Annotated in this window: 26 protein-coding genes and 2 pseudogenes; 20 read left to right on the forward strand and 8 right to left on the reverse strand. The window is 53.6% G+C overall.

All coding sequences use genetic code 11. From position 1 onward, the window contains the following. The 11 genes and pseudogenes from AC2LB6_RS00005 to AC2LB6_RS00055 form a co-directional block, all read left to right on the forward strand. On the forward strand, nucleotides 1-579 hold a 579-nt coding region (locus AC2LB6_RS00005; RefSeq protein ID WP_490091876.1), incomplete at its 5' end, for a type 1 periplasmic-binding domain-containing protein. 14 nt (nucleotides 580-593) lie between these two features. Next, on the forward strand, nucleotides 594-1,424 hold the full coding sequence (locus AC2LB6_RS00010) for an SMP-30/gluconolactonase/LRE family protein (protein WP_490091877.1): 831 nt from the start codon (nucleotides 594-596) through the stop codon (nucleotides 1,422-1,424). A gap of 250 nt (nucleotides 1,425-1,674) precedes the next feature. Continuing rightward, complete coding sequence (gene yiaK, locus AC2LB6_RS00015) at nucleotides 1,675-2,673, forward strand: 3-dehydro-L-gulonate 2-dehydrogenase (RefSeq protein ID WP_490091878.1); 999 nt, start codon at nucleotides 1,675-1,677, stop codon at nucleotides 2,671-2,673. Between the two features lie 10 nt (nucleotides 2,674-2,683). Next, nucleotides 2,684-3,151 carry a NanQ anomerase/TabA/YiaL family protein gene (locus tag AC2LB6_RS00020; protein WP_490092285.1) on the forward strand — a complete coding sequence of 156 codons (468 nt, stop codon included), beginning with the start codon at nucleotides 2,684-2,686 and terminating at the stop codon, nucleotides 3,149-3,151. Between the two features lie 14 nt (nucleotides 3,152-3,165). Beyond that, nucleotides 3,166-4,461 carry an MFS transporter gene (locus tag AC2LB6_RS00025; protein WP_490091879.1) on the forward strand — a complete coding sequence of 432 codons (1,296 nt, stop codon included), beginning with the start codon at nucleotides 3,166-3,168 and terminating at the stop codon, nucleotides 4,459-4,461. Further along, nucleotides 4,458-5,939, forward strand: coding sequence for an FGGY-family carbohydrate kinase (locus AC2LB6_RS00030; protein WP_490091880.1), 1,482 nt, complete (start codon nucleotides 4,458-4,460; stop codon nucleotides 5,937-5,939). The genes AC2LB6_RS00025 and AC2LB6_RS00030 overlap by 4 nt, the downstream gene beginning before the upstream one ends. Beyond that, on the forward strand, nucleotides 5,936-6,592 hold the full coding sequence (ulaD, locus tag AC2LB6_RS00035) for a 3-keto-L-gulonate-6-phosphate decarboxylase UlaD (RefSeq protein ID WP_490091881.1): 657 nt from the start codon (nucleotides 5,936-5,938) through the stop codon (nucleotides 6,590-6,592). Before AC2LB6_RS00030 ends, ulaD begins: the two co-directional genes overlap by 4 nt. After that, on the forward strand, nucleotides 6,589-7,449 hold the full coding sequence (locus AC2LB6_RS00040) for an L-ribulose-5-phosphate 3-epimerase (protein ID WP_090965173.1): 861 nt from the start codon (nucleotides 6,589-6,591) through the stop codon (nucleotides 7,447-7,449). The genes ulaD and AC2LB6_RS00040 overlap by 4 nt, the downstream gene beginning before the upstream one ends. Beyond that, nucleotides 7,446-8,144, forward strand: a complete 699-nt coding sequence (gene araD, locus AC2LB6_RS00045) for an L-ribulose-5-phosphate 4-epimerase (RefSeq protein WP_490091882.1) — start codon at nucleotides 7,446-7,448, stop codon at nucleotides 8,142-8,144. The genes AC2LB6_RS00040 and araD overlap by 4 nt, the downstream gene beginning before the upstream one ends. 523 nt (nucleotides 8,145-8,667) lie before the next feature. Further along, nucleotides 8,668-8,802: pseudogene (locus AC2LB6_RS00050) on the forward strand (molecular chaperone DnaJ); the annotation flags it as partial. A gap of 202 nt (nucleotides 8,803-9,004) precedes the next feature. Beyond that, the gene (locus tag AC2LB6_RS00055; protein ID WP_009089453.1) at nucleotides 9,005-9,295 is read left to right on the forward strand and encodes a Bor family protein; all 291 of its coding nucleotides are present in this window, start codon (nucleotides 9,005-9,007) and stop codon (nucleotides 9,293-9,295) included. Nucleotides 9,296-9,663: 368 nt separating this feature from the next. Here the strand turns inward: AC2LB6_RS00055 and AC2LB6_RS00060 are convergent, their stop codons facing one another. Then, the gene (locus AC2LB6_RS00060) at nucleotides 9,664-10,101 is read right to left on the reverse strand and encodes a GNAT family N-acetyltransferase (protein ID WP_490091883.1); all 438 of its coding nucleotides are present in this window, start codon (nucleotides 10,099-10,101) and stop codon (nucleotides 9,664-9,666) included. An 85-nt stretch (nucleotides 10,102-10,186) separates the two neighbouring features. Beyond that, the gene (locus tag AC2LB6_RS00065; RefSeq protein ID WP_490091884.1) at nucleotides 10,187-10,450 is read right to left on the reverse strand and encodes a DUF6434 domain-containing protein; all 264 of its coding nucleotides are present in this window, start codon (nucleotides 10,448-10,450) and stop codon (nucleotides 10,187-10,189) included. A 205-nt stretch (nucleotides 10,451-10,655) separates the two neighbouring features. On the opposite strand from AC2LB6_RS00065, the gene AC2LB6_RS00070 reads away from it, so the two are divergent. After that, nucleotides 10,656-11,141, forward strand: a complete 486-nt coding sequence (locus AC2LB6_RS00070) for a GNAT family N-acetyltransferase (protein WP_490091885.1) — start codon at nucleotides 10,656-10,658, stop codon at nucleotides 11,139-11,141. A 97-nt stretch (nucleotides 11,142-11,238) separates the two neighbouring features. On the opposite strand, the pseudogene AC2LB6_RS00075 reads toward AC2LB6_RS00070, so the two are convergent. Next, nucleotides 11,239-11,597, reverse strand: a pseudogene (locus AC2LB6_RS00075) (helix-turn-helix transcriptional regulator); the annotation flags it as partial. Between the two features lie 157 nt (nucleotides 11,598-11,754). Between AC2LB6_RS00075 and AC2LB6_RS00080 the strand changes: the two are divergent. Continuing rightward, nucleotides 11,755-12,000 (forward strand): ParD-like family protein, encoded by a 246-nt coding sequence (locus tag AC2LB6_RS00080; protein ID WP_490091886.1) that lies wholly within the window; start codon nucleotides 11,755-11,757, stop codon nucleotides 11,998-12,000. After that, the gene (map, locus tag AC2LB6_RS00085) at nucleotides 11,997-12,782 is read left to right on the forward strand and encodes a type I methionyl aminopeptidase (protein WP_490091887.1); all 786 of its coding nucleotides are present in this window, start codon (nucleotides 11,997-11,999) and stop codon (nucleotides 12,780-12,782) included. The genes AC2LB6_RS00080 and map overlap by 4 nt, the downstream gene beginning before the upstream one ends. A 27-nt stretch (nucleotides 12,783-12,809) precedes the next feature. Here the strand turns inward: map and AC2LB6_RS00090 are convergent, their stop codons facing one another. Beyond that, entirely contained in the window at nucleotides 12,810-13,913 is a 1,104-nt protein-coding gene (locus AC2LB6_RS00090; protein ID WP_490091888.1) for a diguanylate cyclase, read from the reverse strand. 182 nt (nucleotides 13,914-14,095) lie between these two features. After that, on the reverse strand, nucleotides 14,096-14,404 hold the full coding sequence (locus AC2LB6_RS00095; protein ID WP_090965154.1) for a hypothetical protein: 309 nt from the start codon (nucleotides 14,402-14,404) through the stop codon (nucleotides 14,096-14,098). A gap of 231 nt (nucleotides 14,405-14,635) precedes the next feature. Between AC2LB6_RS00095 and AC2LB6_RS00100 the strand changes: the two genes are divergently transcribed. The 3 genes from AC2LB6_RS00100 to AC2LB6_RS00110 all read left to right on the forward strand — a co-directional run bounded on the left by AC2LB6_RS00100 (nucleotide 14,636) and on the right by AC2LB6_RS00110 (nucleotide 15,885). Continuing rightward, nucleotides 14,636-14,860 (forward strand): hypothetical protein, encoded by a 225-nt coding sequence (locus tag AC2LB6_RS00100; RefSeq protein ID WP_490091889.1) that lies wholly within the window; start codon nucleotides 14,636-14,638, stop codon nucleotides 14,858-14,860. Nucleotides 14,861-14,862: 2 nt separating this feature from the next. Continuing rightward, complete coding sequence (locus tag AC2LB6_RS00105; protein ID WP_490091890.1) at nucleotides 14,863-15,105, forward strand: hypothetical protein; 243 nt, start codon at nucleotides 14,863-14,865, stop codon at nucleotides 15,103-15,105. Between the two features lie 93 nt (nucleotides 15,106-15,198). Next, nucleotides 15,199-15,885 carry a RipA family octameric membrane protein gene (locus tag AC2LB6_RS00110; RefSeq protein WP_490091891.1) on the forward strand — a complete coding sequence of 229 codons (687 nt, stop codon included), beginning with the start codon at nucleotides 15,199-15,201 and terminating at the stop codon, nucleotides 15,883-15,885. 219 nt (nucleotides 15,886-16,104) lie between these two features. On the opposite strand, the gene AC2LB6_RS00115 is transcribed toward AC2LB6_RS00110, so the two are convergent. Continuing rightward, the gene (locus tag AC2LB6_RS00115) at nucleotides 16,105-17,154 is read right to left on the reverse strand and encodes an NAD(P)-dependent alcohol dehydrogenase (protein ID WP_490091892.1); all 1,050 of its coding nucleotides are present in this window, start codon (nucleotides 17,152-17,154) and stop codon (nucleotides 16,105-16,107) included. A gap of 111 nt (nucleotides 17,155-17,265) precedes the next feature. Here AC2LB6_RS00115 and AC2LB6_RS00120 point away from each other — a divergent pair, with 111 nt between their 5' ends. Next, nucleotides 17,266-17,658, forward strand: coding sequence for a winged helix-turn-helix transcriptional regulator (locus tag AC2LB6_RS00120; RefSeq protein ID WP_490091893.1), 393 nt, complete (start codon nucleotides 17,266-17,268; stop codon nucleotides 17,656-17,658). Between the two features lie 27 nt (nucleotides 17,659-17,685). On the opposite strand, the gene AC2LB6_RS00125 is transcribed toward AC2LB6_RS00120, so the two are convergent. Then, nucleotides 17,686-18,507 (reverse strand): Cof-type HAD-IIB family hydrolase, encoded by an 822-nt coding sequence (locus AC2LB6_RS00125; protein WP_490092286.1) that lies wholly within the window; start codon nucleotides 18,505-18,507, stop codon nucleotides 17,686-17,688. Between the two features lie 254 nt (nucleotides 18,508-18,761). Here AC2LB6_RS00125 and AC2LB6_RS00130 point away from each other — a divergent pair, with 254 nt between their 5' ends. Then, nucleotides 18,762-20,024 carry a DUF1479 domain-containing protein gene (locus AC2LB6_RS00130; RefSeq protein ID WP_490091894.1) on the forward strand — a complete coding sequence of 421 codons (1,263 nt, stop codon included), beginning with the start codon at nucleotides 18,762-18,764 and terminating at the stop codon, nucleotides 20,022-20,024. 83 nt (nucleotides 20,025-20,107) lie between these two features. Next, the gene (locus AC2LB6_RS00135) at nucleotides 20,108-20,857 is read left to right on the forward strand and encodes a DeoR family transcriptional regulator (RefSeq protein ID WP_490091895.1); all 750 of its coding nucleotides are present in this window, start codon (nucleotides 20,108-20,110) and stop codon (nucleotides 20,855-20,857) included. Here the strand turns inward: AC2LB6_RS00135 and AC2LB6_RS00140 are convergent. Continuing rightward, complete coding sequence (locus AC2LB6_RS00140; RefSeq protein ID WP_490091896.1) at nucleotides 20,854-21,870, reverse strand: LacI family DNA-binding transcriptional regulator; 1,017 nt, start codon at nucleotides 21,868-21,870, stop codon at nucleotides 20,854-20,856. The genes AC2LB6_RS00135 and AC2LB6_RS00140 overlap by 4 nt on opposite strands. Nucleotides 21,871-21,938: the final 68 nt, after the last annotated feature.

Here is a 21,938-nt window from a genome sequence, read left to right on the forward strand (position 1 = left end):
GCCGTGGTGAAATCAGGCGGCAAAGCCCAGGTCATTATCTTTACCGACTCGCTGTATAAAATCGCGCTGGATAAAGCTAATGCCATGAAGCAGGAAATTGAGAAATGCAGCGAGTGTAAGGTCATCGATTTTATTGATACACCGCTGGCCGATACCTCTAACCGTATGCCGTCACTGACCTTCAGCCTGTTACAGAAGTACGGCGACCGCTGGCAGTATTCGCTGGCCATTAACGATCTCTATTTCGATTTTATGGCACCAGCGCTGAAAACCGCAGGCAAAGGCGGCAAAAACGCACCTTACAATATCTCCGCAGGTGACGGCTCAATCTCAGCCTTCCAGCGCATTCGCAATGGGGAAAGCCAGGTCGCTACCGTGGCTGAACCGTTGAAACTGCACGGCTGGCAGCTACTGGATGAGTTTAACCGCGCCTTCGCCGGTCAGCCATCCTCAGGCTATGTGACGCCCGCGCATTTGATTACCCAGGAAAATATCAGCCAGGATGGCGGACCGCAGAATAATTACGATCCTGCAAACGGTTATCAGGCGCATTACAAAACTATCTGGGGCGTGAAGTAACGGAGGCCAGCAGCATGCAGGTAGAAAAACTGTGTTCCCCTGCCATCTGGGCTGAAGGCCCGGTCTGGCTCCCGCAGTATGATGCGGTGGTATTCAGCGATGTAAAAGGCAACCGCATGTACTGCTGGCAGCGTAACGGTGAGCTTAGCATCTGGCGTCATCACGCTAACTATGCCAACGGCAATGCCCGTGATAGCCAGGGACGTGTCGTCAGTTGCGAACATGGTCGTCGGGCAATCAGCCGGACCGAAGCAGACGGCTCGGTCAGCGTGCTGATCGATAAAGTCGAGGGCAAACGCTTTAACTCGCCCAACGATCTGGCGATCCGTTCTGATGGCACCATCTGGTTTACCGATCCGCCTTACGGAATCGTTAATGATCACGAAGGCTATCTGGCGCCCAGCCAGGTGATTGGCTGCTATCTCTACTGCTATGACCCCAGTAGCGGGCAGCTCAGCATTGCGGCCAGCGATCTGCAACGTCCTAACGGACTGGCATTCTCGCCCGATGAAAGCCTGCTTTATGTGGCCGATATGTCGGTGGTGGACTTTCCGACGCTGGGACGCCATCAGCTCCGGGTTTACAGGGTAGAAGGACAGGAACTGTCACCCGGGCAATTTTTTGCCGATGTCACGCCGGGCTTTCCTGACGGATTTTGTGTGGATACCAACGGTGACATTTACTGTAGCTGCGCTGACGGCGTCATTATTTTCGACGCCCACGGGGCGCGTAAAGGCAAAATCCCGATCCCCGAGACGGTATCCAACTGCACCCTTGGCGGACCCGATAATAATGAACTTTATATCACCGCCAATACCTCACTCTACCGGGTAATCCTGCGCTAAAGCGACCGGGCAGGCAGAACGGGACGAAGTATCACACATGTCAGCTCATCGGGAGCTGACGGGTTTCCTGCGGGTAAAATCCGGCAAAAAAGCCTGAGATCACAAAAGCCAGCAATAAATATAACTACCTGTTTTGTATGAAATAATTTTCAGGTCATTTCTTTGACTGGTTCTGTTTTTCCCCATAGCATTTAGTTGAAATGACATTCCACATTATGAAATTAGCGGCAACGCCGGGAGTATCAGTCCTATGAGAATCAGCTATCAGCAGTTGTATGAGGAGTTTCTCCGCGTACTCACGAGTCGCAACGTGCCCCAGGATAAAGCCGAAGCCTGCGCGCGCATGTTTACCGAAACCAGTCTCAACGGCGTCTATTCCCACGGAGTTAACCGCTTCCCGCGTTTTATTCAGCAACTGGACGCGGGCCATATCGTTCCTGATGCTGATGCGCAAAAGGTCCTGTCGCTGGGCGCGATCGAGCAGTGGGATGCGCAGCGTGCCATCGGCAATATCACCGCGCATAGCATGATGGATCGCGCCATGGCCGTGGCATCTGAGCACGGTATCGGTCTGGTGGCGTTGCGTAATGCCAATCACTGGATGCGCGGCGGCAGTTACGGCTGGCAGGCGGCAGAAAAAGGGTTTGTGGGCATTTGCTGGACAAACTCTATTGCCGTCATGCCGCCCTGGGGTGCGAAAAGCGGGGCTATCGGGACGAACCCGCTGATTATCGCCGTGCCGGGCGAGCCGATTACCATGGTGGATATGTCAATGTCGATGTTCTCCTACGGCATGCTGGAAGTGAATCGTCTGGCCGGTAAAAGCCTGCCGGTCGACGGCGGGTTTGATGACGAAGGCAATTACACCCGCGATCCGGCCACTCTTGAGCAAAACCGCCGCATCTTACCCATGGGTTACTGGAAAGGCTCCGCGCTCTCGGTGGTGCTGGACATGCTGGCCACCCTCCTCTCCAACGGTGCCTCCGTTACCGAAGTCACCCACGACAACGGCGATGAATTTGGCATCTCGCAGATCTTTATCGCGATTGATGTAGACAAGCTGATTGATGGTGAAACCCGCCAGCACAAACTCGACCGCATCCGTGCATCCGTGATCAACGCTGAACGTGCCGACAGCGAGCAGGCCATTCGCCTGCCCGGCGATAAGTTTCCACCGCTGCGGGCTGAAAACCAGCGCCTTGGCATTCCGGTGGATGAAAGCATCTGGGCGCGGATTCAGGCGCTGTAAGGGGAAAATGATGATTACCGGACATATTGCGAACACTGACCCGCACCACTATCCCCCGGCGATTGCACGGGCGCTCGCCTGTCTCATTCGCCCTGACCTGACCACACTGGCTGCGGGGCGCTATCAGGACAGCGAAACGGGCTGGATCATGCAGGTACTTGATCTGCACACCGCCCTGCAAGAAGAGAACTACCCGGAAGCGCATCGCCTGCATATTGATGTGCAGTATCTGGTGGCAGGAGAAGAAGTTATCGGCGTTGCCACGCAGCCCCTGGATTTACCGGTGCATCAGCCTTACGACAGCGAGCGCGACATCATCTTCTACCAGCACGCGCCGGAAGAAACCCTGGTGCGTATGCTGCCGGGCACCTTTGCCGTGTTTTTTCCGCAGGATATTCACCGCCCGAATTGCGCGGTGGGAACGCCGGGGCCGATTCGCAAAGTGGTGATTAAGATCCCCACCCGCGATCTGGTTTAGGCAAGGAGGATGCCATGAGTCTGACATCGACCGCCGTTAATCGTGAGAAGATCCCTGCCCTGCGCTGGTTACGGATCATTCCCCCCATCCTCATCACCTGCATCATTTCTTATATGGACCGGGTCAATATTGCCTTTGCCATGCCCGGCGGAATGGATGCCGAACTGGGTATCAGCGCCTCCATGGCCGGACTGGCAGGCGGCATTTTCTTTATTGGTTACCTTTTCCTGCAGGTGCCGGGCGGCAAGCTGGCCGTGTATGGCAACGGGAAACGTTTTATCGGCTGGTCACTGCTGGCCTGGGCGATCATCTCGATGCTCACCGGTATGGCCACCAGTCAGTACCAGCTGCTGGCGTTGCGTTTCGCATTGGGGATCGCTGAAGGCGGCATGCTGCCGGTGGTGCTGACGATGATTGGCAACTGGTTCCCGGATGCCGAGCGCGGTCGTGCCAATGCCATTGTGATTATGTTTGTGCCGATCGCCGGGATCATTACCGCGCCGCTCTCCGGCTGGATCATCACCCACTGGGACTGGCGCATGCTGTTTTATGTGGAAGGTGCATTATCGCTGGTGGTCATGGCCCTGTGGCATTTCACCATCAGTAACCGACCGCAGGAAGCGACGTGGATCTCTCCCGCTGAAAAGCAGTACTTAATCACCACGCTGCATAACGAGCAGCTGATGATCAAAGGGCAGAACGTGCGTAATGCCTCTCTGCTGCGGGTCATGCGCGAGCCCGTGATGTGGCGGCTGATTATGGTGAATTTCTTTTACCAGACTGGCATTTACGGCTACACCCTGTGGTTGCCGACCATCCTGAAAGAGCTGACGCACGGCAACGTCGAACAGGTCGGTATGCTGGCCATTCTCCCCTACGTCGGCGCGATCTTCGGCATGTTTCTGTTTTCGGTTTTGTCGGATGCGACAGGACGACGCAAGTTGTTTGTGGCGCTGCCGCTGGCTGGCTTTGCATTATGCATGGCGTTGTCCGTGTTGCTAAAAGCGCATATCTGGTGGTCATACGCGGCGCTGGTGGGCTGTGGCGTCTTTATTCAGTCTGCCGCGGGCGTGTTCTGGAGTATACCGCCGCGCCTGTTCAATGCCGAAGTTGCGGGCGGAGCGCGCGGCCTGATCAACGCCCTTGGCAACCTGGGCGGCTTCTGCGGGCCTTATATGGTCGGCATGCTGATTGCGTTCTACAGCAAAGATGCCGGAGTTTACAGCCTTGCCATTTCGCTGGCGTTAGCTGCGCTGCTGGCAATGACGCTGCCTGCCCGTTGCGACTCTGCGAAACGGGAGGCCATATGAAACGCTGGCTGGGACTGGATTGCGGCGGCACCTTTATCAAAGCGGGTTTGTACGATATGCAGGGCCGTGAGCTTGCCGTTGCGCGGCAAAACCTGGCGGTACGGGTGCCAGAGCCGGGCTATGCCGAACGTGATATGACGCTGCTCTGGCAGCAGGCGGCAGCGGTCATTCGCGAGGTACTGACCAGCAGCAGTCAGGATGCCGCCGATGTCGCAGGATTAGGCATCTCTGCTCAGGGTAAAGGGCTGTTCCTGCTGGATAAAGATCGTAACCCGCTGGGGAATGGCATCTTATCCTCTGATCGTCGCGCCCTGAGTCTGGTTCAGCAATGGCAGCGGGAAGGCATGCCGCAGCAGCTTTACCCGCTGACCCGACAGACGTTATGGACCGGTCATCCGGTTTCACTCCTGCGCTGGCTTAAGCTGCATCAGCCACAACGCTATGCCGCCATTGGCAGCGTGCTGATGGCCCATGACTATCTGCGTTTCTGCCTGACCGGTGAACTGGCCTGTGAAGAAACCAATATCTCCGAATCCAATCTCTACGACATGCAGGCTGCCGACTGGTCGCCCGCGCTGGCTGAGATGCTGGATATCAGCGAAATCGTTCCTGCCCTGCCCCCGATTATCGGCTCAACGCAGATTGCCGGCTATGTGACCTCACAGGCTGCCGCCGCATGTGGTTTGCTGCCCGGAACCCCGGTGGTTGGCGGTCTGTTTGACGTGATGTCCACTGCCCTGTGTGCGGGCCTGAATGACGCAACACGCCTGAACGCGGTAATGGGCACCTGGTCGGTGACCAGCGGCATTACCGACTGCATCAGCGATGAAGCAGACTATCCCTACGTTTATGGCCGCTATGCCATAGAGGGTCAGTACCTGATCCATGAAGCCAGCCCGACCTCGGCGGCCAACCTGGAATGGTTCTGTGAGCAGTGGGGCATCAGCGACTATAGCCTGTTAAATAAGTGGGTCACGGATCTGGAACCCGCCAGCACCGCGCTGCTGTTTCTGCCTTTTTTATACGGTACCAATGCCGGAGCCGATCTGCACGGCAGCTTCTTTGGCCTGCAGGCTGGCCATACCCGCGCCCATCTGGTGCAGGCCATCTACGAAGGTGTGGTGTTTTCGCACCTGACGCATCTGAACCGTATTCTGCAACGTTTTCCTCAGGTCACCGCCCTGCGCCTGAGCGGCGGCCCCACGCGCTCTGCCCCCTGGATGCAGATGTTTGCCGACGCAAGCGGCCTGACGGTAGAAGTGCCACAGATCAGCGAAAGCGGCTGTCTGGGTGCGGCACTGGTCGCACTTACCGGAACCGGCGCTTACGCCTCGCTGCAACAGGCGCAGCAGGCTCTTGCGCCGGATATCGTGTCCTGGCAGCCAGACAGCTCAAGACATGCCCGTTATCAGCAGAAGTATCAGCGTTATCAGCATCTGATCCGCGTCCTGAGTGACGCACAAGGAGTCACTTTATGAGCCTGCCCTTACTCCAGCTGGCGCTGGATCATACCGAGCTGAATGCGGCGCTGAGTACCGCCCAACAGCTCCACCCGCATGTGGATATCATCGAAGCCGGTACCCTGCTGTGTCTGAGCTGCGGAGTGGAAGCCGTGCGCCGTCTGCGCCAGCAACATCCGGAAAAAACACTGGTCGCTGACTATAAAGTGGCGGATGCCGGCGGCACGCTGGCCGACATGGCCTTTACCGCGGGCGCAAGCTGGATGACGGTCATCTGTGCCGCTCCGCTGGCGACCTTTGCCAGCGCGCTGGAAGTCGCTCAGCAGCACCAGGGCGATATTCAGATCGAACTGTTTGGCAACTGGACGCTGGAGGATGCGCGGAAATGGCGGAAACTGGGGCTGAAACAGGCCATTTATCATCGTGGCCGGGATGCCCAGGCCAGCGGGCAGCAGTGGAATCAGCACGACCTGGACACCATGAAAGCCTTGTCAGATATAGGTTTCGCACTCTCCATCACCGGCGGGATTACGCCTCAGGACCTTTCACAATTTAAAGACGTTGACGTTAAGGCGTTTATCGCCGGACGCGCCCTCAGCGATCCCGCCAGCGGCATACAACGCGCCGCAGAATTCCATCAGGCCATTGCCAGCCTTTGGGGAACCGTATGAAACACCAGCATCCGTTAGGTATTTACGAGAAAGCCCTGCCCGCTAACCTCACCTGGCCAGAACGACTGGCACTGGCAAAAGCCTGTGGTTTTGATTTTGTGGAAATGTCGGTGGATGAAACCGACGCGCGGCTGGAGCGCCTGAACTGGAGCAAAGAGCAACGAATGTCGCTGGTGAATGCCACGATTGAAACCGGCGTCACCATTCCCTCTATGTGCCTGTCGGGACACCGCCGCTTCCCCTTTGGCAGTCACGATCCGGCCATTCGCCAGCGCGCGGACGACCTGATCGATCGGGCTATCCAGTTGGCAAAGGATGTCGGGATCCGCACGATTCAGCTTGCGGGTTATGACGTCTATTACGAACCCCACGACGAAAGCACCGTTGCGCGCTTTGCCGAAGGGCTATCACGCGCGGTGCAGCGTGCCGCCGCAGCTCAGGTGATGCTGGCGGTTGAGATCATGGACACCGAGTTTATGAACGCTATCAGCAAGTGGAAGGTCTGGGAGCAGCAGCAGGCTTCGCCGTGGTTTTCCGTGTATCCGGATGTCGGCAATCTCAGCGCCTGGGGCAACGATGTGACCGCTGAGCTGACTTTGGGCATTGACCGCATCGCCGCTATTCATCTGAAAGATACGCAACCCGTGACCGCAAGCTCACCCGGACAGTTTCGTGATGTGCCTTTTGGTCAGGGCTGCGTGGACTTTGTCGGCGTATTCCGCACGCTCAAAGCGCTGAACTATCGTGGGTCGTTCCTGATTGAAATGTGGACTGAGAAAGCCGAAGAACCCGTTGCCGAGATCGTGCTTGCCCGGCGCTGGATTGAACAGAAAATGCAGGAAGGAGGTTTAATATGAGTTTGGCCACAATGAAAGAGCAGGTGCTGGAAGCTAATCTTGCACTGCCGCGGCATAAGCTGGTGACTTTTACCTGGGGCAACGTCAGCGCTGTTGATCGCGCGCAGGGGCTGATAGCCATCAAACCCTCCGGCGTAGAGTATGACGGTATGACGGTGGACGACATCGTGGTCGTGGAACTGGAAAGCGGTCGCGTGGTGGAAGGCAGTAAAAAGCCTTCATCGGATACCGCGACTCACCTGGCGCTCTACCGCGCCTTTGAGAATATCGGCGGTATTGTGCATACCCACTCCCGCCACGCGACCATCTGGGCCCAGGCGGGTCAGGACATACCTGCCTGGGGCACCACCCATGCCGACTACTTTTACGGCACGATCCCCTGTACCCGATTGATGACCGAGGCCGAAATCGCTCAGGATTATGAACACAATACAGGCGAAGTGATTATTGAGACCTTCCGCACGCGGGGCATCAGTCCGGCCGCCATTCCCGCCGTACTGGTAAACGCTCACGGGCCGTTTGCGTGGGGTAAAGACGCCGACAGCGCGGTGCACAACGCGGTGGTACTCGAAGAGATTGCCTATATGGGTATTTTCTCCCGTCAGCTTTCCCCCGATATCACCCGGATGCAGCAGCCCTTGCTGGACAAGCACTTTCTCAGAAAGCATGGGGCGAATGCTTATTACGGTCAGTAATTAGGCCTCCTGAACCACTACTCAGAACGGCTTAACTCTGTTGTTTTAGGCGGATGGGATTTCAGGAATGGCCTTTCTGAAACACCTGAAGGCAAACTTAGCTTTGATATGTTTATGTCTTATGCAAGAAGCACAGCACCAGAGCTTACCTCTGGGCTTTCGCTAGACGATGAAGAAAGTGCAAGATGCTTTTTCAATGAATTAAGAAAGTACTCTGAAAAAAAGAAGGCTTATTCCCCTATAAGACACCAATTCTGCTTTGGGCGGGTGCTCGCGATCCTTATTACGCATCCATGGCTGAGATAGCATAACAACATGATTTATAGATAATTACTGGAAAAGGAGATCATTTGAGTGAATTAAACCATCCCGGCAAAACATCAATAATTGAAATTTTTAAATTTATTGAATCCCAGGAGGCTTCAAAGCCGCCTGTAGTCTGTTCATCAAAATATAAATTCTGATAGCTTTGCTAACGTCCGCTTTTGGCACAAAGCGGGCTGACGGCAGGCCAGGGTCCGCTATGAGCGAGAAGCATAAGTCGCTGCGGCGTGAACTGGAATAGAGCTTTGGTGGTGCGGCGGGCGAGAAGAACAGTCCGCATTCAAAAAGCTTTCTCGATGGCGTCAAAAAGTTCATCGACGATTTGACTCGCTAAGCGGAAACGCTGCGGTAAACATAAAAAGCCCCTGCGGTGCAGGGGCTTTTTTTATTGCTGTACTATTCAGCACAACGTATCCGTTAAGGCGTACTCAAAAATCTTTCTCATGTTTCCGCTTTCGTTGTCGATAACCTGATTGCTGGCTGAGTGATGATTTCACTCAGCATTTATTTTTTCATTTAAGGCGATAAGGATATTTATGAACAAGCTTTGTGTTGCGGCGTTGTTGGCTCTGAGTTTAACCGGCTGTGCGCAGCAGACTTTCGTAATGAAACAGAATCAAGTTGGCGCGGCGACGAAAACCACCAGCCAGCCGTTCTTTGTTTCAGGTATCGGTCAGCGTAAGAGCATTGATGCGGCGCAGGTGTGCGGCGGCCAGGAAAAAGTTAGTCGGGTTGAAGTGCAGCAGACGTTTGTTAATGGCTTACTGAGCGTGGTGACGTTTGGTATCTACACGCCACGTGAAGCGCGTGTTTATTGCGCCATCTGATAATGCCTCAGGCCGGTTCGCCGGCCTAATCCTGCACCTGTTATTAGATCGCATTAGTATATCGTAACTATTAAATTCTGCTGTCGCACCGCTGCGCGGCTTGCCTGCTGACGACGTTACCCGAAACGAGTTCAGGCAACGTCGTCCAGCCTGGTAAAAGCAGTGGTAAGCTGTTGAAGCATGTCAGTCCGCTTTGAGCGAACTTCGGACATTACTGACAGCATTCTATTTGAATCAAAAGTGGGGTCACTCCACACTTTCATCTGCTCGCTATAGATTGGCGTCTTGCGATGCTAGCAACGTCCGCTTCTGGCTCAAAGCAAACTGAAGCGCAGATTAGTTTCCGCTACGAGCGATAAAGGGATATTTTATAAAGTTTTTTTCATGAAGATACGGCTGGTTCCTTCGGGTTTGCAGTCAATACGGCCGAATTCTTCCCAACCATGCTTTAGGTAGAAATCAGGGGCCTGAAAGCTAATTGTGTATAAGAATGCTGCAGTACAGCCCCTTTTTCTGCCTTCCTCCTCAAAGCGGAAAAGGATTTCTGTACCAATACCCATTTTCCGCAACTCTGGTGGAAGATAGAAAAGGTCTACAAAAAGCAGACCTAACGAAGACCGTCCTTGAATACCGCCTATTACTTCACCATTTTTATTTGATTTTATTAATACAGATAATGGCTGACGATCACTCATTCCTGTCATTAAATCGTTGAAATCGTTCAGACCTGTTTCAATAGGTAGTAATTGTTCCGCATCTGGATCTGCGCAGACCTCTAAATTTATCCCGTCGACAAAGCCATTCATTTCAGATGTCCTTTCAAATTGAGTTACTGTTTAAATATACAGTATTAAAGTGCATTCTCCAGAGTTTTTCGTTTATTGTTGACGCTTAAGCCGCTCCATCATCATCTTTCGCTTCTGGCATAGAGCGGATATTCCTGCTCTGGAGTGAATGTCTGCGCTTCCACTCATCCACTACATCACCAAGATTTTTTGGTACATCATTTCGTATCCAGGCCATAAAATCGCGATCAAATCGGAAATCTGGTCCGCACTCACCCATCATGAAACGGCGAACGTTTTGTGTATTTTTGTAATGTTTATCAACGACTGTATAGCGTGTTAGTGAAGAACTATGCCAGTTAGTGTTCACTTCTTGAGTCCTGTTTTAAGCAAGTGATAGCAGCGTTTAACCTATCACACTGACTTTGAAATACCCGCTTCTGGCACTAAGCGGACCTGTCAGCACAATAAGTTTTGCTATGGCGAGGCACAGACATGGCACCCAGGGGAGAGTCTGGAAACAGTTTTGTTCAATCACCCATTTTGAGCTGATGCTTTCCTGAGCATGATACGTTATGTTGGTCACAATCATCCTGCAGGGCATGACTATGATAACAGTACAGAAATCAGATCCCTTTTCTTCAGAATCCCAACTTCTGATTGAATTGTTATCAACAGAACTTGCCGCAATTACTGGTGATAACGGCAAAAGCAATTTCACCGCTGAAGCCATGAGTGGTGACAAAGCATTATGGGTATTAGCAAAGAACTCTCAAGGCAAAGCGATAGGATGCGGTGCTATACGGCCGTTAACGCAAAATATAGCCGAACTTAAAAGAATGTTTTCAGACGGGAGTGTGTCAGGGGTTGGCAGTGCTTTACTCACTTTTCTTGAGAAATCCGCAAAAGAGATGGGGTATATCGAACTCAGTCTGGAAACCCGACAGGTCAATTATCGGGCTGTAAATTTCTACAAGAAAAATGGTTATATGCGTATTGAGAATTACGGCCCCTATATAGGCCGGATAGAAGCTGTCTGTTTCTCAAAAGTATTGCGCTAATCGTATTAACTGGATCTGACGTCCGCTTCCGGCATAAAACGGACATCCTTTCTTCACTTCAGTAATTTCCCCAGCGGATTTGAATATCAATTAACCCTTAATGCGATGATACAAATACCGGGGATTGCTGCACGAGCGGAACAGAAAAATAACGCTGCATGCGTTTTATCTCCTCAGCCGGGGCAGACCAAACAGACGTTTAAACTCGCGATTAAACTGCGATGGGCTTTCATAGCCCACTGCGTAGCCCGATGCGGCAGCGGTCATCTGCTGGCGAACCATCAGCATGCACGCCTGATGCAGGCGTACCGATTTCACATACTGCATTGGCGGCATCCTGATAATCGCTTTGAAATGAAGATGAAAGGTCGGGACGCTCATGCCCGCTTCGCCTGCCAGCTGCGTCAGCGTTAACGGCTCCGCATACGTTGCGTGAATGTGTTTTACCACGTTGCCCCGCTAGTCAGACGTCCATCGTCAGAAGCACGACGATAAAGGCATGGATTGTCGGGCTAATTCGGGATTTTTTCAGGACCGCGAAGATTTGTCCTTGCAACTCATTCTGCGATGGATATCCTATATACAAAACATATACGTTTTATATAGGGCTTGCATGGGTATCGTAAAAATCTCCGACCTGATGCATGAGAATCTGCGCATCGCCAGTCAGGCGATGAGCCGCTCCATCAACGCACAGGCAGAACACTGGCTGAAACTGGGCATGCTGGCTGAACTCTATCCGCAGCAAACCCAACATCAACTGACGCAGATGCTGATCCGGCTCGAACTGGAAGGCAGCGCTGATATTCGCACTATGCTCCCTAAAGAGAGCCTCACTACACAAGGAGACGTGTCATGAACACCGTTAAAATTCATACCGCCGCAGAGATTGAAATGGCGCGGGAAGCCGGACAGGCTGCGGCTCAGGTGCTGGCGATGATTACACCACACGTCCGTCCAGGCATTACGACCGAAGAGCTGGATGATATCTGCCACGACTTCATTGTGAATGAGCTTAAGGTGACGCCCGCCAACATCGGCTATCACGGCTATACCCGGACGACCTGCACATCGGTCAATCATGTGGTGTGCCACGGAATTCCGGCCAGCAAGAAACTGAAGGATGGCGATATCGTTAATATCGATGTGGCGATCATCAAAGATGGCTGGTACGGCGATACCAGCCGGATGTATTTTGTCGGCACGCCGTCGGTACGCGCCAAACGTCTGGTTGAGATCACCTATCAGTCGATGGTTGCAGGGATTAAAACCGTCCGTCCTGGCGCGACGCTGGGCGATGTGGGCGCGGCTATTCAGCGTGTAGCGGAAGGCGCTGGCTTCTCGGTGGTACGTGAATATTGCGGTCACGGCGTCGGTGAGATTTATCATACCGATCCGCAGGTCCTGCATTACGGCACGCCGGGTGAAGGGATGCCGCTGAAAGCAGGGATGATCTTCACCATCGAACCGATGATCAACGCCGGTAAAGCCGGAACCAGCGTGCTGTCAGATGGCTGGACGGTGGTTACTAAAGATCGCTCGCTTTCGGCGCAATGGGAACACACCATCGCCGTCACCCAAGAGGGTTTTGATCTGCTGACGCCGTGGCCGGAAGGCACTGGCGACTATCCGGCGATTTAAACATCGAGCCTGAGCTACAGTCTCAGGCTAAATTCTCTGTCTGCCCCTGACTTCACTCAGCGTTTCCAGCGTACCGGCATGCCACACCTGCACATCGTTGCGTCCGGCGCGCTTGACATGATAAAGCGCCTCATCGGCACATCTCAGCCACTCATGAATCGACGCCGCATCACTTGCCGCTGCAATTCCGATACTTACCGAACACTGAAAGGTGGATGACGCTGGAAGCCGCAGCAGAGCAATCCCCTGTTTGATCTGCTCTGCCAGCAACAGAATGCTGGTTTCATCAGCATCCCGCACAATCACACACAACTCGTCACCGCCAAAACGTGCAGGGATATCTTTAAGGCCGACGCTGTCACGCAGTAGTGCCGAGATCTCTGCCAGTAAAAAGTCGCCCGCTTCATGCCCGAAGGTGTCGTTAACCTGCTTGAAGTGGTCGACATCCAGCAGCATCAACCAGGCTTTACCCTCGCCTCGCTGCGTCCGCAAAAACTCACTTTCAAGCCGCCGCTCAAACAGACGACGATTGGGGATTTTCAGACCGGGATCCATCAGTGCGATGCGTTCGAGTTCGCTGTTCTTTTTGCGCAGCGTCAGGGTCAGATTGTGTGAAACCACGCTGAGTGCCAACAGATATATGCTGGCAAGCGGCAAGGTTAGCCAGACGGTGCGGGTACTGAACGTCAGCAATATGGGCGCTCTTTCCGCTAACCAGAACAGCATAAAGGCCAATAAAAAGGCCTGCAGCGCAGACTTCAGCTGAACCCAGCCACCCGCTGAATAACGGTCGGAGATCAAAACTGCCATGATAATAATTGAGGGAAGTGGACTGAGCGCCATAGTGGCAATCCAGAAGCCACCAAAAGCGGCATCCAGTGTCAGATTCTTGCGCTCAAAGCCTGTGGGGTCGCGCGATCGTAATGCCAGTCTGTAGGCTGCATAAGGCCACGCAAAGGCATTAGTAAACAGCAGCGCGCAGAGCTCCGGGCTTTTCCCCATCTCCATCAGAACCGACAGAATCGGCAGAAAACAGAGAAAGGTGCCTAGCTGGCGCATCATAAACATGCGGCGCACAAATCGCTTCGAGCGGCGCTTCAGTTGAACGTCATCGGGAGTGTAATAATTCATAAGCACACTGAAGCTGCCACAGGTTATGGCAGTTTATCGGCAAATGATGAAACAGGGTTAATTATTTGCAGAATATTCTTATTGCGTAACCACTACTTTCCTTGGTTATGGATGCGCACATGGCTCAGCCGATGATAGCTGAGTGAGAGTTATGGCGCGCAATGGCAGCGCGCACATGAAGATTATCGACGCCCTTTAACGATTGACGCCGACCAGTTGAAATCACTGACTTCGCTGGCGGTCAGTGAAGAAGGTTTCTTTTTACGCAGCGGTTTTTTCTTCGCCTTCTCTGCCAGCGCTCTTTCTTTATCCATTTTACTGGTCATGACGATCTGACGCGCTTCACTATTAAATTCTTTCTCTTTCTTACTATCAGGCTCTTTACCGGTTCGTTGACGGTACTTCTCTGCCAGGCCCTTATAGGTTTGCTCGACGGCCAGTCGTTCATCAGCGTTGAACTGATCAATGGATATCATCTTTTTATCGTTCATAGCGGCATGTCCTGTGGCGAGTTATCCGGGCAAGTGTACCGCATTTGTGGTCGGTTAACGCAGCGAATGGCATTAATCCGTTGGTCTGATGATTTCGGTTGCCCAGGCCGCCCGGTAATTCTTCTGAAACTCCCGCTTAACCCATGATAAAAACAGGGTTATCTCTTAATATAAAACTAATGTTCATCAGGTTTACTGGCAGTGACCACGTACTGCCGAGGAGCTGAAGGAATGATAAAAGAGACAGATCGCCTGTCACAGGCATTATTACGGCGGCATGGGATAGGCGTTAAACAGAAACGAATACACTTTCGCGGCAGAGATCTACTGTTTCAGCTGCATAACACCCACTATGATGTTTTCAACGGTGATCGTTGTATAGCGACCGTGGATACCAATAATATCAATGAAGCCATTAAGCAGTTTAAATCGCTGGACAATCCTGCGGAGAAATAACCATGCCAGACTATTGTCTGTTTCAGAAGGATCACACAGTCAAAGCCGTTAACGTGGTTCGGCAGGATCAGCAGGCCGCGTTAACTTCCATGGGCTTTGAGAAGGTGTGGGACGAGGTGCATGCCGATAATGCCGATGCCGCCATGCTGCGCTATCAGCAGATGCGTCATGAAGAAGATAATGCCGCACACTCTTTTGCAATCGTTTCAGTAGTAAGCAGTCTGTTGAGCCTGATATCCCGGTAAGCCAGTACGAGGTTGCCGGTTCGAAGCCAAAGTTACTGTTAATTCATCGCGTGCTGATTAGAATAAAGAAAATTCCCCGAATACAGGTTCCTGATGAAAATCACCATTCACAAAGAAGATGAGCTGTTTATGCACAACTTCTTTGCTGCGCCATGCCACACCATTGAAACAGATTCACCGCAGGCTCATCAAATTCAGCAATCGCTTCAGCTGGCTATTCAGCAAAAAGGATTGGAGGCCGATGGCGACTGGAAACGTAGCCTCACCTTTCTGCTGCTGTTTCTCTTTCTGTATGCGGCGTTGGGTGCCTCACTGACGCTTGATCTCAGCGCCGCCGGCACGGCCCATAAAAGTATCGCCTATGCGCTGGAAGCCATTCCGGTGCTCATCGCCTTCTCCGGCTTCTTCATCTCTATTCTCTATCTATTCCTGACGCGCGCCAGCGCGCGAAAACAGCGTAACTGGGAAAAGAGCATTCTGGTGCTGGAGAAGTACTCTATCGGCAACCTGTTTAAAGCGACCCACACCCAGGGCGGCGGCACCAGTAACTACTCCGTGCCTAACCTGTCCATTTCGCTCGCGCTGTTTATCTGCGTAACCTGGCTGGTGATTTATAACTATCTGACGTTTACAACCAGCGGCGTGTTTGGCAGTGTGATCTCCCTGTTCATCAGCACCATGGTGTATGTGATCCTCGATATTCAGCTGCTCAAGCCTTTTATTCATCTAGTTGAGCAGGATGAAACTGACAAGAGTAACGCGGATAAAGAGCAGGATTAACAGACAGCTTCAGGTAGCAATAGAAATACCCGGTCATCGAGCCGGGTATTTTTTTGCCCGGGTTTCGCTGGCAGGCTAATTGAGTGCAGGGGTTGATGCAGGCATGCAGTTACGCTATCAACTAACAGCATGTTGTAACTATGATGCGCCCGTTTCAATCTTCGGATTCCGGCCTGGGGCCAGGAGGAAAATGACCCGCCTTTACAGCGGGCCTGTGACTTACCAGTGGGTTTTCTGCATATCGATGACAAAACGATATTTCACGTCGCTGGACAGCATACGTTCAAAGGCCGTTTCGACCTCTTCACCAGTGATCATCTCCACGTCAGCCGTGATGTTGTGCTGACCACAGAAGTCGAGCATCTGCTGTGTCTCCTTAATACTGCCAATCGAGGTGCCAGTGATGCTCAGGCGGCGAAATACCATCGGGGTGACATTCGGTGACGGATGTGGCTGATCGGGGATCCCCACCAGCACCAGCTGGCCGTTGGTTTTTAGCGCATTCAGATAGGGATCGAGGTCGTGTGGCGCGGCAACACAGTCCAGGATGATATCCAGCGACGCCTGACAGGCTGCCATTTGTGCCGCGTCTCGCGAGACCACCACATGTTTAGCGCCGAGACGGCGCGCATCGGCCCCTTTTGCCGGAGAGGTAGTAAACAGGGTGACTTCCGCGCCCAGTGCGCTGGCCAGCTTAACCGCCATATGACCCAGCCCGCCCAGACCGACCACACCCACCCGATCGCCTGCTTTAACGTTGAAGTGCTGCAACGGAGACCAGACGGTCACACCGGCACACAGTAAGGGTGCCACCGCATTCAGCGCCAGATTGTCGGGCACCGTAACCACGAAATGCTGGTCGGCGATGACATGCTGCGCATAGCCGCCAAACGTCGTATTGCCGGTGTATTTATCGGTGCCGTTGTAGGTCGGCGTGAAGCCTGCCTCACAATATTGCTCTTCCTGCTGCTTGCAGAAGTGGCATTCACGGCAGGAGTCGACCATTACGCCAACCCCCACCGTATCACCGACAGAAAAACGAGTGACATTGTCACCTGCTGCGATAATACGTCCGACAATCTCATGACCCGGAACCAGCGGGTAGCGGCTGACGCCCCATTCGTTACGCGCCATGTGAAGGTCGGAATGACAGACGCCACAATAAAGGATTTCGATTTTGACATCGTCAGCCTGAAGGTCACGTAACTCCACCTGACCGGCCTTAAGGGGTAGATCTGCCTGGTCGGCTACCAGCGCGTTAATTTTCATCTGTTGCCTCTTCTCACCTGATGGTCTTAAAGAAAGCGGCCCACTATAGACACACAGACCCCCATTTGGTAGTAGTTACCTGTTGGTTACCATGAAACGGGAAGAGAGACTATGCCGGTCTGGGTTGAAGGAAAACTGTGCTTTTATGCGGACTCACCGCCGCGCCGTCTGCTGGAACTTTTTTCGGTCAAGTGGAGCACGATGGTGCTGCATGCGCTCTATCACTGGCCGCAAAATCGGGCACGCACGGGCGAACTGGAACGCAGCCTGCAGGGCATTTCAAAGAAGATGCTGATTCAGACGCTGCGGGAGCTGGAGCAGCGCGGACTGGTGTCACGTCAGGTCTGGCAGGTGGTGCCGCCCAAAGTGGAATACAGCCTCACGGCACTCGGCCATACCTTCGCAGAGCCGATCGAGCAGATGTATCAGTGGGGTCTGGAGAATCAGGCTGCGCTGGATGAGATGGAAAATCACGCGCGCAGCCATCAGAAGAGTGACGGGTAAAACCGTCACTGATGCACGTTAAAGGGTTTAATCGAACGGGAATTCGCGCGCCAGCACGCGCGCAATCACATTTAGCGCGCCTTCATCATTGTTGCTCTGAGTCTGATAGCGCGCCACGGCGGCGACCGCGTCAGCAGCATTCGCCATCGAGAAACTGAAGCAGGCCTGACGCAGCATCTCAATGTCATTAGCACTGTCACCAATCGCCAGCACTTCGCAGTCGCTGATGCCCCATTTTTCCTGTAACAGCGCAATGCCGTGTGCTTTATGGCAGCCGGGAATAATCAGATCGATAAAGCCAAAGCCGCTGGAAACCGGATGCATGATGTGTTCCAGCTCGCCCAGACGGGCATGCAGTCTTTGCAGCAGAGCATCCACACCTTCATGCTCCAGCTTCAGCGAAAATTTGAAAATGGTATCGTCGATAGCATAGAGGTCATCGCGTTTTTCCAGACGATGATAATGGTTTGCCAGTTGCGCCATCATCTCGTCAGAGGCGGATGAGTGCATGTAGGCACCATTGCGTCCACAGACAACCACCGCGATGTCGGGTTCATGCGCCAGGATGTCGAGGATCTTATGCACCTTCTCCTGCGCTAACTCTCCGCAGAAGATCTCTTCGTTGCAGTCAGAGACCCAGGCACCATTTTCCGCCACGAAAGCGATCTCATCTTTAATGTCGGGAAAATAGCGCTGTAGCTGGTAATACTGATTACCACTGGCCACTACAAAACGGATGCCCTTCTGCTTCAGCAGCGCATACTGACGTGAAAACCGCTGAACGTTGTACTGCTTATTGTCGTCCAGAAAGGTGCCATCCATATCCACCGCAATCATCTTAACCGCCATCTCGCCTGCCCCTATACGTTCGCCGTTCTGTCCTTTCGGCTGATTGATTTGATTCATAAAGCTTACTCGCTGTGTGGATTAATGAGAATGCAAATAGTGACTTCGCTAACGAATTTCAGAGCGTTCCGGTGCCTGAGTTGTGTTACCACTCACGGTTTTTACGATTAAAAGGATGTTAACCTCAGCCGCATATTACGAATGAAGGTTATTTTAATTACATTCGTAACTCAACCCCGAATATTGAGGAGCATGAGATGCGAGATGAAACCCGATCTACGCCGTTGCCTGACGATGTCAAAGCCGCTATTCACGCGATGAAAAGTCAGTTACGCCAGCAAATTGGTGATGTCGATGCCCTGTTCCGGGAGGTCTGCGACAACATCACTGACGCAATTGCCGAGGCAAAAGCGGATGAACAGCGTACCGGCAGCGCCTGGCCGGTGGTCCCGATGCAGGATATTTCAGAGGGAAAGGTTTCGGACGAAACCCGGGTGCTGATTAAACGTCGCGGCTGTGTGGTGATTAAGCAGCATTTCGCCCGTGATCAGGCGCTGGCCTGGGATAAGTCGATGCTCGACTATCTGGATCACAACCGGTTTGACGAACACTATCGCGGTCCCGGCGATGACTTTTTCGGCACGCTCGCTGCCTCGCGTCCGGAAATCTACCCGATTTACTGGTCGCAGGCGCAAATGCTGGCGCGGCAGAGCGCGGCAATGGCTGATGCGCAATCCTTTCTAAACCGGTTGTGGACGTTTGAATCACAGGGTAAGCAGTGGTTCGATCCGGATATCAGCGTTATTTACCCTGATCGCATCCGTCGCCGTTTGCCGGGCACGACCTCAAAGGGATTGGGTGCCCACACCGATTCCGGCGCGCTGGAACGCTGGTTATTGCCCGCTTATCAGCAGGTCTTCGGTAAGCTGTTTCACGGCGATTTTGCTGCATACGATCCCTGGGATGCGGCTCACCGCACCGAAGTGGATGAGTATGATCTGCCGGGTACCACCAAATGTTCCGTATTCCGGACGTTTCAGGGATGGACCGCGCTCTCCGATATGATCCCCGGTCAGGGGCTGCTGCATGTGGTGCCGGTGCCGCAGGCGATGGCTTACGTGCTATTGCGCCCGCTGCTGTCAGATGTGCCGGAAGATGAGTTGTGCGGCGTCGCGCCGGGTCGGGTATTACCCATCAATGAACAGTGGCATCCGCATCTGATTGCCGGACTCTGTTCAATACCTGCCCTGGAGGCGGGTGATTCGGTATGGTGGCACTGTGATGTGATCCACGCTGTGGCTCCGGTGGAGGATCAGCAGGGCTGGGGCAATGTGATGTATATCCCCGCCGCGCCAATGTGTGACAAAAACCGCACCTATGCACGGCGGGTTGCGCAGGCACTGGAACAGGGACGTTCGCCGGGCGATTTCCCGCCGGAAGATTATGAAGCGACGTGGGAGCAACGGTTTAAGCCGGAAGATCTCAACCTGAATGGACGCCGCTCACTCGATTTAGCCTAAGCAAAACCTCGCGCTCTGCACCGACGCGGGATAATCCCTGATACACTGCTGATTTGCTGCTGTTTAACGATGAAAACTCACTTATGAATCCGCGACATCATCAGATTATTCAACTGGTTAATAGCCGTGGCAGTGTTACGGTCAGTGAACTGGCGCAGCTTACCGGCGTTTCCGAAGTGACGGTGCGGCAGGATCTTACGCTGCTGGAGCGTGACCGGCTGCTGCTCCGGGTTCACGGCTCGGCGCTGGCACTGGATAGCGACAACGTCGGTACCCGCATGAATACGCGTTATCCCATCAAGCAGGCGCTGGCGCGACATGCGGCCAGCCTGGTACAGGCGGGTGAATCGGTGTTCATCGAAGGTGGCAGTACTAATGCGCTACTGGCGCGTGCGCTGGCTGACCGAGCCGATCTCACGCTGATTACCGTCAGCCACTATATTGCCCAGCTTCTGCGGGAAGCCGCCTGTGAAGTGATCGTGCTCGGGGGATTGTTGCAGAAAAGCAGTGAGTCGGTGGTCGGCCCGCTGACGCGTTACTCCATTCAGCAGGTCCATTTTCACCGGGCTTTTGTTGGCGTCGATGGCTGGCATCCGGAGACCGGCTTTACCGGCCGTAATATGCTGCGCTGTGATGTCGTGGATGCGGTGCTGGCGAAAGGCGCTGAAAGCTACGCCCTGACCGACGCCTCCAAATTTGGTCAGATTCACCCTTATCCGCTCTCATCCGGTTATCAGGTCGGCCATGTGATTACCGATGAGACGCTGGATGCCGCAACGGTCGCTCAGCTCAGAGAACAGACGATTGAAGTGATACAGATCGCGGCGGATTAAGTTAATCCCGGTCCTTTGGTGACGGAATCGCGCAGCATCAGGCTGGCCGTGAAAGGCGCCTGAGTATGCCAGTCACCGCCATCCAGCATGGTCAGCAGGCGGTTAATCGTCTCATCGATCATCTCCGGGACCGGCAGCTTCATGCTGGACAACGACGGCGTGATATAGGGTGCCAGCGGGATATCATCGAAGCCAATCACCGAGACCTGAGCGGGCACCGCAATATTGCACTCGGTCAGGCGCTTGATGGCACCAATCGCCATCTCATCATTACTCGCCACCAGCGCAGTAAAGGGGACGTTGCGTTCAAGAAGCCTGTCCACGGCAGCCATCCCGCTCTGCGCCGTCCATTTCCCTGCCACAATACGTCGATCGTCAGCTACCAGGCCCTTTGAGGCCAGCGCAGCGTGATAGCCGGAAAGACGCTCGACGCCAGTCGGGGAATCCAGCGAACCGGTGATAAACGCGATATCACGATGTCCCTGGTTCAGCAGATGACTCACCGCCATCGTGCTGCTGGCGTGCTGATCGCTGTAAATACAGTAGCTGTGATTGACGCGTAGTCGCCGGTTGATGACCAGAATCGGCTGTTTGTGGCGGGAGATAATCGCATCCAGCGCGTCAATGCTCAGGAAGCGCGGGTAGATAATAATGCCGTCACAGCGCAGGTCGAGCAGAAACTGAATAGCCGCCTCTTCCTGTTCAGCGGTGTGTTTGCCGTCCGCCAGAATTAGCTGGCGGCCCTGCTGCTCCATCATGCGTGCAGAATGCGCCATTAATTCAGTAAAGTAGCTGCCGCTGTAGAGCGTGTTGGTGATAACCAGTCCAATGGTCTGAGAGGTTTTCGTCGCCAGGTTGCGCGCCAGCAGATTGGGCCGGTATCCGGTTTCCGCAATCGCCTTTAACACCCTTTCACGCTTTTCCTGCCCGACATAGCCATTGCCGGAGAGCACGCGTGACACTGTCGCTTTTGAGACGCCCGCCCTGTTTGCCACTTCCTGAATCGTTGCCATCGTGATGCTCCTTTGCTGCGTCGTCCTGCAGTCTACCTAAGCCTCTCAAAGTTGGAAATATTTACACC

It is taken from the genome of Pantoea sp. RCC30.1 (assembly GCF_058148845.1).

Excerpts from the sequence above, each read along its gene's own strand:
- AC2LB6_RS00010 (WP_490091877.1), top strand. The coding sequence starts at position 594 with ATGCAGGTAGAAAAACTGTGTTCCCCTGCCATCTGGGCTGAAGGCCCG.
- yiaK (WP_490091878.1), top strand. The coding sequence starts at position 1,675 with ATGAGAATCAGCTATCAGCAGTTGTATGAGGAGTTTCTCCGCGTACTC.
- AC2LB6_RS00020 (WP_490092285.1), top strand. The coding sequence starts at position 2,684 with ATGATTACCGGACATATTGCGAACACTGACCCGCACCACTATCCCCCG.
- AC2LB6_RS00025 (WP_490091879.1), top strand. The coding sequence starts at position 3,166 with ATGAGTCTGACATCGACCGCCGTTAATCGTGAGAAGATCCCTGCCCTG.
- AC2LB6_RS00030 (WP_490091880.1), top strand. The coding sequence starts at position 4,458 with ATGAAACGCTGGCTGGGACTGGATTGCGGCGGCACCTTTATCAAAGCG.
- ulaD (WP_490091881.1), top strand. The coding sequence starts at position 5,936 with ATGAGCCTGCCCTTACTCCAGCTGGCGCTGGATCATACCGAGCTGAAT.
- AC2LB6_RS00040 (WP_090965173.1), top strand. The coding sequence starts at position 6,589 with ATGAAACACCAGCATCCGTTAGGTATTTACGAGAAAGCCCTGCCCGCT.
- araD (WP_490091882.1), top strand. The coding sequence starts at position 7,446 with ATGAGTTTGGCCACAATGAAAGAGCAGGTGCTGGAAGCTAATCTTGCA.
- AC2LB6_RS00055 (WP_009089453.1), top strand. The coding sequence starts at position 9,005 with ATGAACAAGCTTTGTGTTGCGGCGTTGTTGGCTCTGAGTTTAACCGGC.
- AC2LB6_RS00060 (WP_490091883.1), bottom strand. The coding sequence starts at position 10,101 with ATGAATGGCTTTGTCGACGGGATAAATTTAGAGGTCTGCGCAGATCCA.
- AC2LB6_RS00070 (WP_490091885.1), top strand. The coding sequence starts at position 10,656 with ATGTTGGTCACAATCATCCTGCAGGGCATGACTATGATAACAGTACAG.
- AC2LB6_RS00080 (WP_490091886.1), top strand. The coding sequence starts at position 11,755 with ATGGGTATCGTAAAAATCTCCGACCTGATGCATGAGAATCTGCGCATC.
- map (WP_490091887.1), top strand. The coding sequence starts at position 11,997 with ATGAACACCGTTAAAATTCATACCGCCGCAGAGATTGAAATGGCGCGG.
- AC2LB6_RS00090 (WP_490091888.1), bottom strand. The coding sequence starts at position 13,913 with ATGAATTATTACACTCCCGATGACGTTCAACTGAAGCGCCGCTCGAAG.
- AC2LB6_RS00095 (WP_090965154.1), bottom strand. The coding sequence starts at position 14,404 with ATGAACGATAAAAAGATGATATCCATTGATCAGTTCAACGCTGATGAA.
- AC2LB6_RS00100 (WP_490091889.1), top strand. The coding sequence starts at position 14,636 with ATGATAAAAGAGACAGATCGCCTGTCACAGGCATTATTACGGCGGCAT.
- AC2LB6_RS00105 (WP_490091890.1), top strand. The coding sequence starts at position 14,863 with ATGCCAGACTATTGTCTGTTTCAGAAGGATCACACAGTCAAAGCCGTT.
- AC2LB6_RS00110 (WP_490091891.1), top strand. The coding sequence starts at position 15,199 with ATGAAAATCACCATTCACAAAGAAGATGAGCTGTTTATGCACAACTTC.
- AC2LB6_RS00115 (WP_490091892.1), bottom strand. The coding sequence starts at position 17,154 with ATGAAAATTAACGCGCTGGTAGCCGACCAGGCAGATCTACCCCTTAAG.
- AC2LB6_RS00120 (WP_490091893.1), top strand. The coding sequence starts at position 17,266 with ATGCCGGTCTGGGTTGAAGGAAAACTGTGCTTTTATGCGGACTCACCG.
- AC2LB6_RS00125 (WP_490092286.1), bottom strand. The coding sequence starts at position 18,507 with ATGGCGGTTAAGATGATTGCGGTGGATATGGATGGCACCTTTCTGGAC.
- AC2LB6_RS00130 (WP_490091894.1), top strand. The coding sequence starts at position 18,762 with ATGCGAGATGAAACCCGATCTACGCCGTTGCCTGACGATGTCAAAGCC.
- AC2LB6_RS00135 (WP_490091895.1), top strand. The coding sequence starts at position 20,108 with ATGAATCCGCGACATCATCAGATTATTCAACTGGTTAATAGCCGTGGC.
- AC2LB6_RS00140 (WP_490091896.1), bottom strand. The coding sequence starts at position 21,870 with ATGGCAACGATTCAGGAAGTGGCAAACAGGGCGGGCGTCTCAAAAGCG.